This window comes from Streptococcus panodentis, from assembly GCF_017884005.1.
In the GTDB taxonomy this organism is placed as follows: Bacteria; Bacillota; Bacilli; order Lactobacillales; family Streptococcaceae; genus Streptococcus; species Streptococcus panodentis.
Genome location: NZ_QFAY01000021.1, coordinates 1 through 18,063 on the forward strand (window position 1 = coordinate 1; position 18,063 = coordinate 18,063).

Here is an 18,063-nt window from a genome sequence, read left to right on the forward strand (position 1 = left end):
GAACCCAGTCTCGAATGGTTGTGTCAGAGACTCCAAATATTCTTGCCAAAGTACGGATAGATCGACCTTGTTCTAAGTAAAGATGAACTGCTTTTAACTTTTCCTCAACTGAGGTTTGACTTCTTTTGGACATATGAAAACTCCTCTTATAGCTTCTAGTGAATTTTTGTTTTTTCACTGTCCACTATAAGGGGAGTATATCAGTGTGACAGCTTGCTTTTTGCTTTGAGGTGGCAGAACGTGGCTATCCCGCTCTTAACTTTTGCCCCGGCTTCTAGGATGCAAACGAAAAGACGGAGTTGTTTGCTTGTGTGCTGGCTGCTTAAGGCGACTGACACAACATACGGTTTCCGAACAAGTTGCTAAAAGGAGATAACAGACTATCAGGAAACCCAAAAGAGCCTCCTATAGATTTCAAGGAGGCTCTTTCCGCATTGGAAGAGTGCTAGTTTTCCTTCTTCTTCCACAGCAGAAGTCCGGCTGCTCCTGCAATGAGGAAGCTGGCCAGTGCGAAGCTGCTGCTGTTTTCCTTGCTGCCGGTTTGAGGCAGGGCATTGCTGCTGTATGTCAGCTGTATGGTCTGAGCAGGTGCTGCTGAAGCTGCCGGCTTCCAGTCCAGTACAGTCTGGCTTGGGCCCTGATAGGTTGCAGGAGTGACGCTGCCAGGATCTTCAATGGCTGGCAGATAATCGGTCAGTTCAGCTAACTGACTGCCAAAGACCGCATTGGAAATCCAGCGGTAGAAATGAATCGGGTGCAGACGGTTGGTCGGATTGCCCGCGTAGACAAAGAGCGGCTGATCCTGATAAGTCCCTGCGATAGCAACCACCTTATTGGCCAGCTGCTCATTGCCAGGCCACCAGCCTGCGATATAGAAGTCGCTGCCGGCAATGCTGGCCAGAGTTCTGAAGTTGGCCGGGATTTTAGCAATCCAGTTGCCGGAGTTGGAGTAAAAGAGGCCATCCTTCTTATAACCGCTGGTCAGCGGATCTTGGTCATCAATGACAGCCTTCATCAGCCCCTCGTATTCGCTGCCGCCCTTAAAGCGCTCAGCATCAAAACCGTCCAGCAGCCCCAGCTTTTCCAGCCGCTGCATAGCAGAGCCGCCGACGACAATCGTTGGTTTGCGGCCCAGCAGGGATTGGTCGAATGTATTGCTTTCAAGGACAATGACATCGGCTTCCTCTGGACTGTCTACGATGTCGAAGCCCATATTTTTCAGCGCCAGTGCTGTGTGGGCGGGGGAGTCAACGCCGGCCCAAGAATAGTGGTGAGGGGGAGCGTAGACTTTCAAGGCTTTGAGAGCCTGACCCTGCGGAATTTTATAAAGGGCATCTCCATAGATGGCATGTTGGGAGAGGAGATTGGTAAAAGTTGGCGTATCAACGATATAGCCGTCCTCGGTCAGATACACCTTTTTGCCTTCCTTAATTGCCTGATTGACCGCCTGAACGGCACTTTGGGAAGTGTTGGCAATGACATAGTAAGGTGCTTTGGGGTCGATCTGGCTGGTCCGGGTCGCTCTGAGCGCCGTGACTTCACCGAGCTTGCCCTCGAAAAGCTTGTCTTCAAAGACCGCTTGAGCCTTAAAACCTTTCATATCCGGGAAGTTCACTACCAGCTCGGCATACATGGCTGCCCAGTCGGATTCATTGGAGCCCTTGTAGAGAATGTGATTGGCGTAGCCGCGCTTGGCTTGGGCCATATCTACTACTAAATCACCTTTTTTATAGGGGCCGCTGTCTTCCTTCAGCTCTTGGATAAGAACACCGTTGCGCTTGAAGTAGTCAATCATGTTGAAGGCTTCTTGGCTGTCATTGTCCTTGTCCAGACTCATGGGGATGACATAGTAGTCGGGGAAGAATGTTTTTTGCCCGTTTTTCAGCCGGCCGATGACTTGGCCGTCAGGTCCGACCAGTTCTTTTTCTGCCTGAGGGTCTTCTGTTTTATTGACCCCGCGCAGATAAAAGTTGAGGCGGGTTTCCATGAGTTTGTCAGGATGTTGAGCCAGATAGTCCAGTCCGCCCAGGACGGCATAGTAACCAGCCTTATAAGACTCTTGGTTGCTCTCAGGGATTTCAATCGTATGGCCCAGAATACCGTGGTACATGGCATAGACAGCTGTATAGCCGGAGAAGGAGTCGTCCCAGCCGTCGCCCCAGTCCAGCTTGGGAATGATGTACTTGTTATAGCTGGAATTGGCAACACCGGCCCGGCCCATATGGTGGGCATTCTCCAGCATGACATCAGCCAAAAGATCATACTCGAAGTTGGGGTCATGCGGCGGGGTGGCCGGCTCAATCAGGAAGTCCTTGACAAAGCCGTGAATGTCATAGAGGGCAATTGGATTCCATTTGTTAATCAAGGCAGCAATGGTGCGGGTTTCCGGGTTGTTCTGATAACCGGTGTCACGGTTGGGATCGAGGCCGTTCGCCAGAGCACGGGTATTGAGCACGTCGCCGTCTGGATTTTCGGTAAAATCAAAAAGGAAAATGAATTTCTTCAGCAGGTCCTGCACCTTCAGTGTGACTTCCTTTTCGCTGCCGTCAGCATCGCTTGTCTTGAAACGGATTAAATCCTGGGTGGCAAAGGCGTTGAAAAGACCGGTGATAATATCGATGCCAGGCTGCTCGTCAGCATGAGTGTTGTTGATGAGGACGGGCAGTTTATAGTCCAGAGTGCCGCTTTTCAGGGCGGCCAGCATGTCAGCCGGCTTGGTCAGTGCCTGCGGGTTGGTCGTATTGAGATAGTCATCAATGCTCTTTTGGTCTGAGCTGATGATGCCCAGCTTGATGTCGCGGCCCTGAGCGCTGGTCCCAATCGTTTCCAGCTCAACCAGCCGGTCGGTCTTAGCCTCCTGGCGGCTCTTTTCAATAGCTGCCAGCATTTCCTCATGGCTGTGGAAATCCTCATAAGGGCGCAGAATGATATTCTTGCGAATCGTCAGACTCAGATCTTCGCTTTTTCCGACCAATTCATGACTGCCGATAAAATTGCGGTAGGTTCGGCGGATATTGTTGGGAGAGCGCAGGCTCAGATCTTCGCCGAACAGCGCCTTAAAAGCCAGATCCAGCCTGAGGTCGCTGCCGTCAGCAGTTTCTTCAATGGTGATAAAGGACTCGCCTGTAAAGCTGCCGTCGTCCATATTCCAAGTTTTCCAGTCAGACAGGGCTTTGCCGTCCAAGGTCCAGCTGATCTTCCCAGCCTGAGCCGCCTGCCCTTGAACCTTCTCCTCCAGAGCTGCGGTTTCTGACAGATAAACAGTGCTGTCGGCCAGCTGGGTCTGGCCTTGCTCACCGGTGGCTGCGCGTGATTCCGGAGCTGCCGGACTGGCTGCATTTTCTGAGTTCGGATGGTTCTGGCTGCTTTCTGAAGCTGGGCTGTCCGCCTGACTGTCTGCAGTCTTGTCTGAGCTGTCAGTCTTCGCCTCGTCGGTCAAGGTTTGGACAGCGGGAGCCGCCGGCGGAAGCTCTGAACTGTCCAGACTGTCAGCAGCAGACTTGCCCTGAGCCAAGACAGCCAAAAGCACAGCAGCTGATACACTCAGCGCCTGACGATACAAACGTTTCTGATATGAATCTCTCATATGAAAAATCTCCTTTATGTGATAGAATCTTTCATAATTAGTATATCAAGATTAGAAACCGCTTTCAAATAAAAAGTTAGAAAAAACAGACAAAAATAGCAAAGCAGCTTTGGAGTGCGGCTTCCTCCTTGTGCTTTTTCCTACTATTCTTCGAAAATTTCTTCAAACGGCGCCAGCTTGCTTTAACAGTCCGGGGGATTGGAGCTGACCGATAAAAAAACGAAGTTGTGTCAAATAGCCCTACTTTTGATACTTCCTCACGGAAGTTTCATCTGCAGCCTCCAAGCAGTGCTTTGAGCAGCTCACTGCCCTATCGTCCTGTACGTTAAGCGATAGGCTGGGAGTCTGTCCCACCGCCTCACTACTAAAAGCATATAGAATCTTGCTGCAGCTGCAGGAAAAGCGGTCTTTCATTTTTAGAATACAATGATGTTACAGTTTTGTTAAGTAAGATAAACAAGCAGTGTGGGGTCTTGAAATTAAAATTTTTTAGCAATATAATAAAGGAAGACGGTAATAGCAGACGGAATTTCAAAGGAGTATGTTTATGGATAAGAAGAAAATCGTTGCTCTCGTTCTGCCGGGTCTTTTATTGGCCCCGACTTTGCTGGCTCACCAGGTCTTGGCTGATGAGATGCAGTCGGCATCCAGCCAGACCTCAAGCAGCCTGCAGCTGCAGAGCGGTGAAGAGAAGCAGGATACTGCGGTGCTGACAGTGACAGAAACTGCTCAGACGGCAGCTCAAGGAACTGCGCAAGAAGGAGCGGCCCAGTCTGATAGTCAGGTGGGTTCAGTCTCTTTCTCAGAAGGACAGGGCAGGGCTGCTGCGGAGCAGCAGGCTGCCTCTCAGCCTGTTTTTGAAGCAGCAGCAGCTGATTTGGGGAGCCAAAGTGCGAAACATCCCGCAGAGCCTCAGCCAGAAAGTCCCTCTGCGGATTCTTCTGCAAGAGTCAGCCCGGCGCCTCAGCTTCATGCTACCGGAGCGGATTTGGCTGCTTACACCGGACCGCTGTCTGACAGCAGTCTCAGCGGTCAGGAGCTGACGGTTCAGGATGCAGTGACAGAACTGCTCAAGTGGGCTGCTCTCCATCCCAGCCAAATCGGCCAGACGCCTTCTGACTATCTGAGCTTTGCCAAGAGTCTGGGAATGATTGACGAAGCTGCCGATCCGACGGCCAAGGTGCAGGATCTGCAGTCTATGTATACTGTCGCGCAAAGGCTCCATGATGCTTATCGGGCGGAAAAGAAAGAGCCGCTTTTTCTCAACGGCCGGGCCCAGCCGATTTTTCCTTTTACAAGCGGGGCTATGACAGAGGGCTATTCCTATGAGGACAGCGACATTGTCCGCTATATCGTCTATGTCGAGACGGACTATGATACTGACGGAGACGGCAAGCGTGATTTGATAAAGACCTTCGTCCAAGTGCCAAAGGCGGCAGTCAATGGTGATTACAAGGCAGCAACAATCTACGAGGCCAGTCCTTATGTGACAGGGACCACGGAGAAGCAGGTTCTGGAAGATTTCGGTCTGCAGGAAGGCGGCAGCTTTAATCTGGATGACCTGCACAGTCAGCCGGACAAGCGGGTGCCGGTCGGAAGTATGACCACGATTGAAGCGGCCAAGAAGAGCCGGTCATCTGACTGGTACTATATCAATCCTTTGGAAAGTACGGAAAGCCGGACCCATTACGATTATGAAAATCTGAACTGGTACAACTACTACCTGGTGCGCGGTTATGCTGTTGTGACCAGTTCGGGCAATGGCTCCAAGGGCTCTGACGGCTTCAATACCACCGGTTCGGATGTGGAAATTGCGGCCTACCGCAGTGTGATTGAATGGCTGAATGGCCAGCGTACAGCTTACACTGACAAGACCAGCAATATTGCGATCAAGGCCGACTGGTCCAACGGCAATGTGGCGATGAACGGCCTTTCCTGGGCAGGAACCACTACTTTCGGTGTGGGAACGACAGGTGTTGATGGGTTGAAGACCATTGTTCCGGCGGCCGGCATTGCTTCCTGGTATGATTACTATAACAGCCAGGGAACTTCTATTCGCTATGCACCGGCCGATTTGCTGTCCTGGCTCTCTGTCTATGTATCCGGCCGGGTCTTGGACCAAGACGACTGGGATTCGATTAAGGAACGATACGCTGCTTTTGTCACTGAGCTCAACAAAGAGCAGCGCAAGGACGGCAGCAACTACAGTAATCTTTGGGCCAATCGGGATTATACCTTAAATGCAGAACAGATCAAGGTTCCGGCCCTGATTGTCCATGGGCTGAATGACCACAATGTCAGGACCAAGCATTTTGAGCTGATGCAGCAGGCGATGGAAAAGAGCGGTCAGACCTACAAGCTTCTGCTTCATCAGGGCAATCATACGGAGCCGGCTACTGCCCGCTTCGGTACCAATGTCAACGGCCGGCCTTTTGATGACCTCCTAAACCGCTGGTACAGCCACTATCTCTACGGTCTGGACAATGGAGTGGAGACTATCCCGACGGTTCAGGTGCAGAATAACTATGATCCGACCAAGTGGACAGAGTATGAAAGCTGGAAAGCTCCGCACCAGCTGGACGGTCAGGCCTACTCCAAGCGTGAAGAAGTGACCATCAGCAGTGACTTGATTGCCTCTCCTGTAGGCTGGAGGGACAGAGATTCCTCAGCCAGCAGACAGTCCTCGGACATCACAGCAGCTTATGCGGCCGATGTGGAGGAAGACGTGACAATCAAGGGCAATATTCCGCTTCGGTTCAGAGCCCGGCTCAATAAGGGAAGCGGCAAAGATTTTCAAATAAATGCTTTTTTGATGGATGTTTCAGAAGAAGACTATCCGGTAGTGGCAGAGATTGACAGCTTTGATCAGGATGGCAATAGAAATACCAATCTAGCCATGGATCAGCTCAGTCAAGCGGGCTATTGGATGGGCAGCAATCTGACCAGTATTCCGGAATACATCTTTGGGGCCCGCAATGTGAAGTACAATATCATTGCCAGCGGCTGGATCAATCTGGCCAATCCGGAAGCCGGCTATGATTCGGCCAGCTCCCGCAGCTCCATTGACCCGACAGACGGACGCTTCCGTGATTACACAGTCTACCTGCAGCCCAATGTCTATACGGTCAAGAAAGGGCATAAACTGGTTTTGGCCTTAAATGCCTATGATCCGACCAATGTGTATATCCCGGACATCTATGAGATTACTTTCAAAAATGATTCTGTCCGCCTGACTATTCCGACGGTGGAATACAGCAAGGCCCTGCGCTTCAATTACCTGCCAAATGAGCAGGACAGCGACTATGCAGGTCTGCCGGACCGTGCAGTTGACAGCGGCGCAGTGACTCAGCCAGACATTGAAGATAAGGACATGGATATGGATGAAAGAGAACGGGCGGCTCAAGAAATCAAGGATAACTTTGCAGATCCGATGAGCTTCAGACGCCAGCAAAAAGAATGGGAAGAAAAATCTCAGGAGACTCTCCCTGACACCGGAAGCAAAGAAAATGCCGGGCTGCTGGCAGCGGCCGGCCTCAGCCTTCTGACGGCGCTCGGTTTGAAAAAAACCGGCAAAAAGGAAGACTGAGAACTGCCAAACGGCCTAGTATCGTCATTTCGTTTATCTTTTGTGAGGTCGTTAACTTGCCTTGATCCAACAGTCTGGGGGACTGTGAGAGGTTGGGAATAAAACAAACGCAGTTTGTGTCAAAACAGTCCGGGGGAGGGAGTCTGTCCCACTCTCACTACTAAAAGCAAACTAAAAGATTATAAAAAGAAGAGACGAGGCGGTGGGATAGAACGGAATGTTCAATATTCAGTTCTGTTCCACCGCCCTTTCTGTATGGTGGCCTTTCGTGGAAGAGAGGGCGGCAGCGCTGTCGGCAGAAGGCCCCTCCATACCAAATGGACCAGCCGCCCCTGCTTGCTGCCGGCCGTCTCTTGGAATTTCCAATGATATTTTTTGAAATAACATGCAAAATAAGCTGATTTATGCTACAATGGGATAAATGAAAAATGAATGGAGTCAAGCATGAAAGCAATTATTACCGTTGTTGGCAAGGATAAGGCCGGAATTGTAGCGGGTGTTTCTGCCAAAATCGCCGAGCTGGGTCTCAATATTGACGATATTTCACAAACTGTTTTGGAGGAATATTTTACCATGATGGCCTTGGTATCCAGCGACGAAAAGAAAGATTTTACAGCACTTCGCAGCGAGTTTGAAGCTTTCGGCCAAACGCTCAATGTCAAAATCAATATCCAAAGCGCAGCGATTTTTGACGCCATGTACAATATCTAAGAGGTGAAGGATGGATATTAGACAAGTTACGGAAACCATTGCCATGATTGAGGAGCAGAATTTTGATATTCGGACCATCACCATGGGCATCTCTCTCTTGGACTGCATTGATACAGATATTGATCGGGCAGCGGAGAAGATTTACCAAAAAATCACGACCAAGGCTCGGAATCTGGTGGCAGTGGGTGATGAGATTGCAGCTGAGCTGGGCATTCCCATTGTCAATAAACGGGTCTCTGTCACCCCGATTGCCTTGATTGGCGCAGCGACAGATGCGACAGACTATCTGCCCTTGGCCAAGGCGCTGGATAAAGCGGCCAAGGAAATCGGCGTTGACTTTATCGGTGGTTTCTCGGCTTTGGTCCAGAAGGGCTATCAGAAGGGCGATGAAATCCTCATCAACTCCATCCCCCGGGCTCTGGCGGAGACGGACAAGGTCTGCTCCTCGGTCAATATCGGCTCTACCAAAACCGGTATCAATATGACGGCGGTCCGTGACATGGGCCGGGTAATCAAGGAAACAGCTGAGCTGTCCGATATGGGGGCAGCCAAGCTAGTTGTCTTTGCCAATGCAGTCGAAGACAATCCCTTCATGGCAGGCGCCTTTCACGGGGTCGGCGAGGCCGATGTGGTCATCAATGTCGGTGTTTCCGGTCCCGGTGTCGTCAAGCGGGCTTTGGAAAAGGTCCGCGGCCAGAGTTTTGATGTGGTGGCGGAGACGGTCAAGAAAACAGCCTTCAAGATTACTCGTATCGGCCAGCTGGTCGGTCAGATGGCCAGCGAGCGGCTGGGTGTCAAGTTCGGCATCGTCGATCTGAGTCTGGCGCCGACTCCGGCGGTCGGTGATTCCGTGGCCCGTGTGTTGGAGGAAATGGGTCTGGAAACAGTCGGTACGCATGGGACAACGGCGGCTTTGGCTTTGCTCAATGACCAAGTCAAAAAAGGCGGTGTCATGGCCTGCAATCAAGTCGGCGGCCTGTCCGGCGCCTTCATTCCGGTTTCTGAGGATGAGGGCATGATTGCGGCGGTGCAGAGCGGTTCGCTCAACTTAGAAAAGCTGGAAGCCATGACTGCTATCTGCTCAGTGGGTCTGGATATGATTGCCATTCCGGCAGCGACACCGTCTGAGACCATCGCGGCCATGATTGCGGACGAAGCCGCTATCGGGGTCATCAATCAGAAGACGACGGCCGTTCGGATTATTCCCAAAGGCAAAGAAGGCGATAGGATCGAATTCGGCGGCCTCTTGGGCACAGCTCCGGTCATGAAAGTCAATCAGGCTTCATCAGCCGACTTTATTGCCCGCGGCGGTCAGATTCCGGCCCCTATTCACAGTTTTAAAAATTAAAGACTGTATATTTGCAAATGAAATGTCTGGTTTCCAAAGTAGGAGATTGTGAAATCAGGCAGCTGCGGCTCGGCTTTTCCCTGACAGCGGTCGGGATAGGAGAGGAAGGCTGGGAGAGCAGAAACTCACCTGTTTTATTTTAGGAGATAATAAAATTTATGAAAAAGAAAGAGTTAGCAGACCTGGCCCTTGGCTTAGGACTGTCATTTGATGAGAAACAAGAGATTATTTACGGGAAAAGAAGAGGCTTTACTTTTTATGCAGAGCCGATTATGGCCGATGACCAGTTTGCCATCTTCTTTTCAGTTGGCTCAGCAGAGGGGCCTGCTCCCAGCAGTCTTTTGGCTGCTTTGACAGATGTTTCAGAAGTTCTGCTTCGCCATGAGCAGGCAGGTCACTGTGTGGCCTATCAGGTTTTGAACAGTTCCGATTTCGAACAGCTGCGCAGTATTTTGCAGGAAGCTATCGAAGACAGCACCCGCTATTTTGAGGCGCGCGGCCTGGTCAATGTCTGTGAAAAGTCGGGCTCTGCTGGGGATGTGGGACTCTATCAGGTCAAAGGAGAACTGCTTTTTCTCCTCCCCTCAACTTATCAAGAACTGACAGCAGCTAAGAGCAGAAGCCGGGCAGGCCGCAGCCGGCCCAAGGAGCATTACATGCTGGGGATTGCGGGAGCTTTTCTGGGCAGTTTGCTGGGATCTCTGTCGGTCTTTATTCTGGCAGCTTCGGGGATTGCTGCTATCATGGCCGGTATACTTGTCGCTGTTCTGACGCTCAAGGGCTATCAGAAATTTGCCAAGCGTCTGTCCCTTTTCGGGGCTGCAGTCAGCCTGCTTTTGGCTCCAGCCATGAGCTTGCTGGCCTTTCAGCTGCAGAATGCACAGACCCTTTCGCGGCAGGAAGGGCGGACCATATTTGAAGCCTTCGATATGGTCAACCATGCCGCCATGGCTGGTCAGGTTTCTGGCCAGTATTGGGCCAATGGCGCTGCCATGCTGCTCGTGTCAGTGATAGCGCTTTTGGTGGCCATCAGCGCTGTGGCAGAGAAATACTAAAGACTGAGCCAGAAGCGGCCTAACTTTTGAACATTGCTGTCTGCAGGGTAGGAGCGTCAAGAGTTTTTTACCAAAACAAAGTGAGACTGAAGGACTTTTTATAGGGTATCTTCCAAAAGATGCATCCCTCTGTGGGTGAGGGCGCAGCCATCATGGGAGCCTGTCTCAGCCTCTTTCAAACTTTTCCTTGCAGTCGGGAGTGGCGATAAGGTGAGCGTAGCTTGTTTCTGCAGTGCTGCGGCTGCTTTCTTGCGCTTGTGAGCCTGCAGATGGACCGCCGCATATTGTGCGACGGGCTGTTCGGTGTGGAGTTGGAATAGCTTGGGCAGGAGCTGCAATGAAGGTTTCTTAGGATTTTTTAGGAGAAGATAAGGAGATGAAGAAAAAAGAATTAGAGGAGCTGGCCCTTGATTTAGGGCTGTCCTTTGATGGGCATAGCGGTCTGATTTACGGTCAGAGGAGAGGGTTTCCATTTTATCTGGAACCTGTCACGGATCAGGGGCAGTTTGCTATTTTCTTTTCGGTCGGGACTGAAGCAGGGCGTGCAGATACAGCGGTTTTAGAGGCCCTGACGGACTTTTCGGATGTGCTGATTGATTATGAAAGAGCTGGCTATTGTTTGGCTTATGCGATTCTGCCTGCTCCGGATCTGACGGAACTGCGTGACCATTTGGAGGCGGCTATTGAGGACTGTACCTATTATTTTGAAGAAGAAGGTCTGCTCAGTGCCTGTGAAAAAACCGGCCGAACCGGCAGAGTTGCCCTCTATCAAGTTGGCGGGAAATGGCTTTTTCTGACGCCCACCAGCTATGAGAAGCTGCTGGCCATTCAGGAGACCAGACGAAAAGAAGCTCCGCGCCCACAGCGGCCAAGACAAAGAGAAAACTTCCTTTTGGGCTTTGTCGGTGCCCTTCTGGGCAGCCTTGCCGGTGCTCCCGTGGTCTTTCTTTTGACCGGTTCGCAGCGGCTGATGAGCTTGACTGCTGTTTTGGTAGGATTTCTGACTGTCAGCGGCTATCGGCTGCTGGGGAAAGGCCTGTCCCTTTTTGGAGGCATTGTCAGTCTGGTGCTGGCATCATCCATGAGTTTGCTGGCTTTTCAACTGCGATATGCTCAGATCTATTATCAAGACAGGATGCCGCTCTCTGAAGCTTTTGCTGCCATCAATCGGGCCGCCTTGAGCGGCCAGCTTTCAGACGACTATTGGTTTACAGGTCTGCTTGTTCTAGGACTTTCTATTCTGACTACTGCTTACGCTGCCAAGTCGATTGAGAGAATGTTTGGGTGATACCGCCTTTTCGTTTGGTTTATCTGCAGCCTTCAAGAGTCTTCAGGCTGTTGAAGCTGCCGACAGTTGAATGGAAGATAAAAAGAGCCTCAGACAGAAAAAGAAAGATTGACATGATAAAGGAGAAGAGATGCCAACAACAAGACTTTATGTGATTCGTCACGGCAAAACGATGTTTAACACCATCGGCCGGGCTCAGGGCTGGTCCGATACTCCCCTGACGGCTGAAGGTGAGCGCGGTATTCGGGAACTGGGCATTGGCCTGCGGGAGTCAGGACTGGACTTCAGCCGGGCCTTTTCCAGCGATTCCGGCCGAACCATTCAGACCATGGGCATTATCTTAGAGGAGCTGGGACTGACCGGCAAAATCCCTTATAGCTTTGATAAGCGCATCCGCGAATGGTGTTTTGGCAGCTTTGACGGCGCCTATGGCGGGGAGCTCTTTCACGGAGTCATTCCGCGCGTGCTGGATACAGATGACTACAGAAAGCTCAGCCTGCCGGATCTGGCCAATGGACTGGTGGAGGTTGACACAGCCGGATGGGCTGAGCCCTGGGATAAGCTCAGCGGCCGGATTTTAGAAGGTTTTGAAGCGATAGCGCAGGAAGTAGAGGCAGCCGGCGGCGGCAATGCTCTGGTGGTCAGCCATAGCATGACGATTGGCACTTTTGCCGGTCTGATTGACCAAGCAGTCAGTGAGAATCCCGGAGTCCAAAACGGCAGCGTGACAGTGGTTGAATACAAAAATGGCCGCTTCAGCCTTCAAAGTGTAGGAGATCTATCCTACCGCCAAGCAGGAGCCAAACTGCTGAATCAGGCAGGCAAATAATCAGTTCAGGCGGGACTTGCAAGAGAGCCTGCTTTTTTTTTCTGGAAAGTCCAGCAGAGCGGTTTTTTTCAGAAAATGGTATAATATGAAAAGAACTACGGAGGTAACAAATGGCAAAAACAAGATTATATCTGGTCCGCCACGGCAAGACCATGTTTAACACCATTGGCCGGGCTCAGGGCTGGTCCGATACACCGCTGACCGCCCAAGGCGAGCGCGGCATTCGGGAGTTGGGCATCGGCCTGCGGGAGTCAGGACTGGACTTCAGCCGGGCCTATTCCAGCGATTCCGGCCGGACCATTCAGACCATGGGCATTATCTTAGAAGAGCTGGGCCTGACCGGGCGGATCCCCTATCGGACAGACAAGCGCATCCGCGAGTGGTGTTTTGGCAGCTTTGACGGTGCCTATGACGGTGAGCTTTTTATGGGCGTCATGCCCCGTGTTTTCAATGTTGAGCATGTGCATCAGCTCAGCTATGCCGAGCTGGCCGAAGGCTTGGTTGAAGTGGATACAGCCGGCTGGGCCGAAAATTGGGAAAAGCTCAGCGGCCGTATCTGGGAGGGCTTTTCTGCCATTGCTGAGGAGATGGAAGCGGCCGGCGGCGGCAATGCGATTGTTGTCAGCCATGGCATGACCATCGGGACCTTTGTCTATCTCATCAATAAAACCAGGCCGCACGGTCTTGATAATGGCAGTGTGACAGTAGTGGATTATGAGGATGGGGTGTTTACAGTGAACGGCATCGGTGATTTGTCCTATCGCAAAGCTGGTGCCAAAGTATTGGAGGAACAGAGTGAATCGCGCGAAACATATTAGAAGAAAAAAACGATCCAAGGCTAAGATTTTCTGGCGGACATTCTTGGCTTTGCTGCTGCTGGCTGCTGCAATCGGCGGAACGGTTCTTTATTTCCAGCCGAAACTGTGGCAGTCTTTGCTGGCTAAGGTGCCTTTTCCGGGAAATTCCAGCAGTTCCAGTCAGAAAAGCTCGTCCGGCTCCGGCTCAAAAACGGCCCAGACTGATCTGCCCGATGTTTCCAGCTCCGACTGGAACCTGATTTTGGTCAACCGGGATCATCTGCAGGAGGAAACGACACCGGCTTTGACCCAGGTTGGCGATATTCAGGTGGACAGCCGTATTGCAGAAAATACCCAGCAGTTTCTGGCAGCCGCCCAGGCTCTTGCTCCGGAAGAGACCTTGATTTCGGGCTACCGCAGCCGGGCTGAGCAGGAAGAGCTCTATAATGAGAATATTGCTGCAGAGGAAGCCAATGGTCTGTCTCATGAAGAGGCAGAAGCTCTGGTTCAGAAAAGAGTTCAGCTGCCGGGTGCGAGCGAGCACCAGACGGGTCTCGCGATTGACATGAGCGTGCCTGAAGGCCAGCAGGACGACTTAGCAGCCAAGATTGCCGAACTGGCGCCGCAGTATGGCTTTGTTCTGCGCTATCCGGAAGGAAAGAGCGATGTGACCGGTGTGGATTTTGAAAATTGGCACTACCGCTATGTCGGTGTGGAAAATGCCCAGTACATGCAGCAGCACAATCTGGTGCTGGAAGAATACCTGACCATGCTCAAAGCGGCAGGAAAATAAGGCTGTGGAGTCTGTTCCATTGCGCCGTACGGCTTCAGCACAGCTTGGTGAAAACTCTAGGTCTTCAGACTGATTTTTAGCACTCTTTCAAAAAGAGTGCTAATTTTTTGAGTTTTTATCTTGACTTTGTCTGAGAAGAGTGTATAATAGAATCATGAATTAGCACTCGAAGGTTTTGAGTGCTAATCAGAAATCAAAATCTCAAACCTTAGTGCTGAAAGGGGTGATGTCGTGGTAACAGAGCGTCAGAATGAGATTTTAAATCTAATCATTGACATCTTTAGCAAGACGCACGAACCGGTCGGCTCCAAGGCCTTGCAGCAGTCTATTCAGTCCAGCAGTGCAACCATTCGCAATGACATGGCAGCTCTGGAAAAGCAGGGGCTCTTGGAAAAGGCCCATACCTCCAGCGGGCGCAAGCCCAGTGTGGCTGGTTTTCAGTACTTTGTCAAGCACTCCCTGTCCTTTGACCGGCTCGCTGAAAATGAGCTCTATGAAGTGATTAAGGCTTTTGACCATGAATTCTTCAATTTAGAGGACATCCTTCAGCAGGCGGCAGATTTGCTGTCCAAGCTTAGCGGCTGTACAGTTGTGGCTCTGGATGTGGAGCCCAGCCGGCAGCGGCTGACAGCTTTTGACATCGTGGTGCTCAGCCAGCATACGGCTCTGGCCGTCTTTACGCTGGATGAGTCCAATACCATCAGCAGTCAGTTTATGATTCCGCGCAACTTCCTCAGAGAAGACCTGGACAGGCTCAAAGCCCTGATACGGGAGCGGTTTTTAGGACAGACAGTGCTGGATATCCACTACAAGATTCGGACGGAGATTCCGCAGATTATTCAGCGTTATTTCACGACGACGGACAATGTCATCCCGCTCTTTGAGCATATCTTCGGAGATATTTTCAAGGAAAATGTGATTGTGGCGGGAAAGGTTCAGCTGCTGGAATTCTCTGACCTGACAGCCTACCAGTTCTTTGATGATCCGCAGAAAGTCGCCTTTGAGATTCGCGACAGCCTAGCTGAGGATCAGATGCAGAGCGTGCGCGTAGCGGACAGCAGAGAAAGCAGTCTGGCGGACTTGACCCTGATTTCCAGTAAATTTCTCATCCCCTATCGGGGGTTTGGGGTTCTGGCGGTCATCGGACCGGTCAATCTGGACTATCAGTACCTAGTCAGCCAGCTCAATGTTGTCAATCGGGTTTTAACGATGAAGCTAACGGATTTCTATAGATATTTGAGCAGCAATCATTATGAAGTGCACTAAGATGTGAGAGCGTAAAGATCCAAAACAGCACGAAACAACCATTCCTAAAGGAGGTGCCTTGTGGCAAAACACAAAAAAGAAGAACATCCAGAAGATGTAGAAGTAAAAGAGGAAGCTGTCGAAACGGCTGAACAGCCTGAGTCAGCAAGTCCTGAAAAATCAGAGCTGGAACTGGCCAATGAGCGGGCAGATGAATTTGAAAACAAATACCTGCGGGCCCATGCAGAAATGCAGAATATCCAGCGCCGGGCCAGCGAGGAGCGCCAGCTGCTGCAAAAATACCGCAGTCAGGATTTAGCAAAAGCTATCTTGCCCTCGTTGGACAATCTGGAGCGGGCACTGGCCGTTGAAGGTCTGACAGATGATGTCAAAAAGGGGCTGGAAATGGTGCAGGAAAGTCTGGTTCATGCCCTTAAAGAAGAGGGAATTGAGGAAATCAAGGCTGACGGGACTTTTGACCATAACTATCACATGGCTATTCAAACCCAGCCAGCTGACGACGATCACCCCGCCGATACTATCGCGCAGGTCTTCCAAAAAGGCTACAAACTCCATGACCGTATCCTGAGGCCGGCTATGGTGGTGGTGTACAATTAAGATACACAGCCCGTAAAAAGCTCACAGTAAAAATAGGAGATTGACGAAGTGTTCGATGAACACAAGGAAATCTATCTTTTTTACCCAGATCTTAGGGCGTGTTCAACTAGGCAATTCTGTTGGTTGCTCAAGCAACTCACCAGAAGACGGCAATCGCCGGGGCGACTTGCCTAGCCTCCTTACTAACTCGCCGTCGAAATAAAATCGATTTCGACTTCTCGTGTCGCAGCACAATAAGAAACTTGTCCGAAATGACGGTAAACTATGAAATAAGAAAACATTGGTTCAGCTTTGCTTTTAATGAGCGAAGCGAACCAAAGAAGAGTATCAAAAAGAAAATTAAAGTAAAAAGAGGAAAAAATAATGAGCAAAATTATCGGTATTGACTTAGGTACAACAAACTCAGCAGTTGCAGTTCTGGAAGGGACTGAAAGCAAAATCATTGCCAATCCAGAAGGAAACCGCACGACTCCGTCTGTCGTATCATTCAAAAACGGCGAAATCATCGTCGGTGATGCAGCCAAGCGTCAAGCAGTAACAAACCCGGATACCATTATTTCCATCAAATCAAAAATGGGAACATCTGAAAAAGTTTCTGCTAACGGCAAAGAATACACCCCGCAGGAAATCTCAGCCATGATCCTGCAATACCTGAAAGGCTATGCGGAAGAATACCTGGGTGAAAAAGTAAGCAAAGCGGTTATCACTGTTCCAGCTTACTTTAACGATGCGCAACGTCAGGCGACAAAAGACGCTGGTAAAATCGCTGGACTTGAAGTAGAACGGATCGTCAACGAACCAACTGCAGCAGCTCTTGCTTACGGTCTTGACAAACAAGATAAAGAAGAAAAAATCTTGGTCTTTGACTTGGGCGGCGGTACCTTTGACGTATCAATCCTTGAGTTGGGCGACGGTGTCTTTGATGTCTTGGCAACTGCCGGCGACAATAAGCTGGGCGGTGACGACTTTGACCAAAAGATTATCGACCATATGGTAGCTGAGTTCAAAAAAGAAAACGGCATCGACCTGTCCAACGACAAGATGGCTCTGCAGCGTTTGAAAGATGCAGCAGAGAAAGCGAAGAAGGATCTTTCAGGTGTGACTTCAACCCAAATCAGCCTGCCGTTTATCACAGCTGGCGAAGCTGGACCGCTCCACTTGGAAATGACCCTGACCCGTGCCAAATTTGACGATTTGACCCGTGACTTGGTAGACCGTACCAAAGAACCTGTCCGCCGCGCCCTTTCTGACGCAGGACTTTCCCTGTCAGAAATTGATGAAGTCATCCTGGTCGGCGGTTCAACTCGTATCCCAGCTGTTGTCGAAGCGGTCAAGGCTGAAACTGGTAAAGAACCAAACAAATCAGTGAATCCTGACGAAGTAGTGGCCATGGGTGCAGCTATTCAGGGCGGTGTCATCACTGGTGATGTCAAAGACGTTGTTCTTCTTGACGTAACTCCATTGTCACTTGGTATCGAAACCATGGGCGGTGTATTTACCAAGCTGATTGACCGCAACACCACCATCCCAACATCTAAATCTCAGGTCTTCTCAACTGCAGCAGACAACCAGCCAGCCGTTGATATCCATGTCCTTCAAGGGGAACGTCCGATGGCAGCAGACAACAAGACCCTGGGCCGCTTCCAGCTGACTGACATTCCAGCTGCCCCTCGCGGTATCCCTCAAATCGAAGTAACCTTTGATATTGACAAGAACGGTATCGTATCTGTTAAGGCCAAAGATCTGGGTACGCAAAAAGAACAGCACATTGTCATCCAATCCAACAGCGGTCTGACTGATGAAGAAATCGACCGCATGATGAAGGATGCAGAAGCCAACGCTGAAGCAGATAAGAAGCGCAAGGAAGAAGTAGACCTGCGCAACGAAGTAGATCAAGCCATCTTTGCAACTGAAAAGACCATCAAGGAAACTGAAGGCAAAGGCTTCGATACAGAACGCGATGCCGCTCAGGCTGCCCTGGACGACCTCAAGAAGGCCCAAGAAGCTAACAATCTGGACGATATGAAGAGCAAACTCGAAGCTCTCAACGAAAAAGCCCAGGCTCTGGCAGTCAAGCTCTACGAACAAGCAGCCGCAGCTCAACAGGCCCAAGCGGGAGCTCAAGGCGCTGAAAACACAGGCGCATCAGATGCCAACAATGGCGATGACGTCGTGGATGGAGAGTTTACTGAGAAATAAAAAGAGGA

At 50.8% G+C, this 18,063-nt stretch carries 13 protein-coding genes; 11 read left to right on the forward strand and 2 right to left on the reverse strand.

Annotated features, from left to right (window positions below):
- Positions 1 to 133: transposase (locus DHL47_RS13655; protein WP_209551727.1), on the reverse strand; the 133-nt coding region annotated here is incomplete at its 3' end.
- Positions 134 to 445: 312 nt separating this feature from the next.
- Positions 446 to 3,586 (reverse strand): LPXTG-anchored zinc carboxypeptidase, encoded by a 3,141-nt coding sequence (locus tag DHL47_RS09505; RefSeq protein ID WP_209551697.1) that lies wholly within the window; start codon positions 3,584 to 3,586, stop codon positions 446 to 448.
- A gap of 547 nt (positions 3,587 to 4,133) precedes the next feature.
- On the opposite strand from DHL47_RS09505, the gene DHL47_RS09510 reads away from it, so the two are divergent.
- The 11 genes from DHL47_RS09510 to dnaK all read left to right on the forward strand — a co-directional run bounded on the left by DHL47_RS09510 (position 4,134) and on the right by dnaK (position 18,055).
- The gene (locus DHL47_RS09510; protein WP_209551698.1) at positions 4,134 to 7,172 is read left to right on the forward strand and encodes a CocE/NonD family hydrolase; all 3,039 of its coding nucleotides are present in this window, start codon (positions 4,134 to 4,136) and stop codon (positions 7,170 to 7,172) included.
- 444 nt (positions 7,173 to 7,616) lie between these two features.
- On the forward strand, positions 7,617 to 7,883 hold the full coding sequence (locus DHL47_RS09515; RefSeq protein WP_128836540.1) for an ACT domain-containing protein: 267 nt from the start codon (positions 7,617 to 7,619) through the stop codon (positions 7,881 to 7,883).
- A 10-nt stretch (positions 7,884 to 7,893) separates the two neighbouring features.
- The gene (locus tag DHL47_RS09520; protein ID WP_128836538.1) at positions 7,894 to 9,231 is read left to right on the forward strand and encodes a PFL family protein; all 1,338 of its coding nucleotides are present in this window, start codon (positions 7,894 to 7,896) and stop codon (positions 9,229 to 9,231) included.
- Between the two features lie 158 nt (positions 9,232 to 9,389).
- On the forward strand, positions 9,390 to 10,286 hold the full coding sequence (locus tag DHL47_RS09525) for a hypothetical protein (RefSeq protein ID WP_209551699.1): 897 nt from the start codon (positions 9,390 to 9,392) through the stop codon (positions 10,284 to 10,286).
- 376 nt (positions 10,287 to 10,662) lie between these two features.
- Positions 10,663 to 11,574 (forward strand): hypothetical protein, encoded by a 912-nt coding sequence (locus DHL47_RS09530; protein ID WP_209551700.1) that lies wholly within the window; start codon positions 10,663 to 10,665, stop codon positions 11,572 to 11,574.
- 130 nt (positions 11,575 to 11,704) lie between these two features.
- Positions 11,705 to 12,403 carry a histidine phosphatase family protein gene (locus DHL47_RS09535; RefSeq protein ID WP_128836530.1) on the forward strand — a complete coding sequence of 233 codons (699 nt, stop codon included), beginning with the start codon at positions 11,705 to 11,707 and terminating at the stop codon, positions 12,401 to 12,403.
- 110 nt (positions 12,404 to 12,513) lie between these two features.
- Positions 12,514 to 13,221: a histidine phosphatase family protein gene (locus tag DHL47_RS09540; RefSeq protein WP_128836528.1), complete on the forward strand. Its 708-nt coding sequence runs from the start codon at positions 12,514 to 12,516 to the stop codon at positions 13,219 to 13,221.
- Positions 13,199 to 13,993: a M15 family metallopeptidase gene (locus tag DHL47_RS09545; RefSeq protein WP_209551701.1), complete on the forward strand. Its 795-nt coding sequence runs from the start codon at positions 13,199 to 13,201 to the stop codon at positions 13,991 to 13,993. Before DHL47_RS09540 ends, DHL47_RS09545 begins: the two co-directional genes overlap by 23 nt.
- A 231-nt stretch (positions 13,994 to 14,224) precedes the next feature.
- Positions 14,225 to 15,259 carry a heat-inducible transcriptional repressor HrcA gene (gene hrcA, locus DHL47_RS09550; RefSeq protein ID WP_128836525.1) on the forward strand — a complete coding sequence of 345 codons (1,035 nt, stop codon included), beginning with the start codon at positions 14,225 to 14,227 and terminating at the stop codon, positions 15,257 to 15,259.
- Positions 15,260 to 15,319: 60 nt separating this feature from the next.
- Positions 15,320 to 15,856 (forward strand): nucleotide exchange factor GrpE, encoded by a 537-nt coding sequence (gene grpE / locus DHL47_RS09555; RefSeq protein WP_209551702.1) that lies wholly within the window; start codon positions 15,320 to 15,322, stop codon positions 15,854 to 15,856.
- Positions 15,857 to 16,219: 363 nt separating this feature from the next.
- Positions 16,220 to 18,055, forward strand: a complete 1,836-nt coding sequence (gene dnaK, locus DHL47_RS09560; RefSeq protein ID WP_209551703.1) for a molecular chaperone DnaK — start codon at positions 16,220 to 16,222, stop codon at positions 18,053 to 18,055.
- Positions 18,056 to 18,063 lie beyond the last annotated feature (8 nt).

Coding starts and splice junctions, on each gene's coding strand:
- dnaK (WP_209551703.1), top strand. CDS start 16,220: ATGAGCAAAATTATCGGTATTGACTTAGGTACAACAAACTCAGCAGTT.
- DHL47_RS09520 (WP_128836538.1), top strand. CDS start 7,894: ATGGATATTAGACAAGTTACGGAAACCATTGCCATGATTGAGGAGCAG.
- DHL47_RS09505 (WP_209551697.1), bottom strand. CDS start 3,586: ATGAGAGATTCATATCAGAAACGTTTGTATCGTCAGGCGCTGAGTGTA.
- DHL47_RS09530 (WP_209551700.1), top strand. CDS start 10,663: ATGAAGAAAAAAGAATTAGAGGAGCTGGCCCTTGATTTAGGGCTGTCC.
- DHL47_RS09525 (WP_209551699.1), top strand. CDS start 9,390: ATGAAAAAGAAAGAGTTAGCAGACCTGGCCCTTGGCTTAGGACTGTCA.
- DHL47_RS09540 (WP_128836528.1), top strand. CDS start 12,514: ATGGCAAAAACAAGATTATATCTGGTCCGCCACGGCAAGACCATGTTT.
- DHL47_RS09535 (WP_128836530.1), top strand. CDS start 11,705: ATGCCAACAACAAGACTTTATGTGATTCGTCACGGCAAAACGATGTTT.
- DHL47_RS09515 (WP_128836540.1), top strand. CDS start 7,617: ATGAAAGCAATTATTACCGTTGTTGGCAAGGATAAGGCCGGAATTGTA.
- DHL47_RS09510 (WP_209551698.1), top strand. CDS start 4,134: ATGGATAAGAAGAAAATCGTTGCTCTCGTTCTGCCGGGTCTTTTATTG.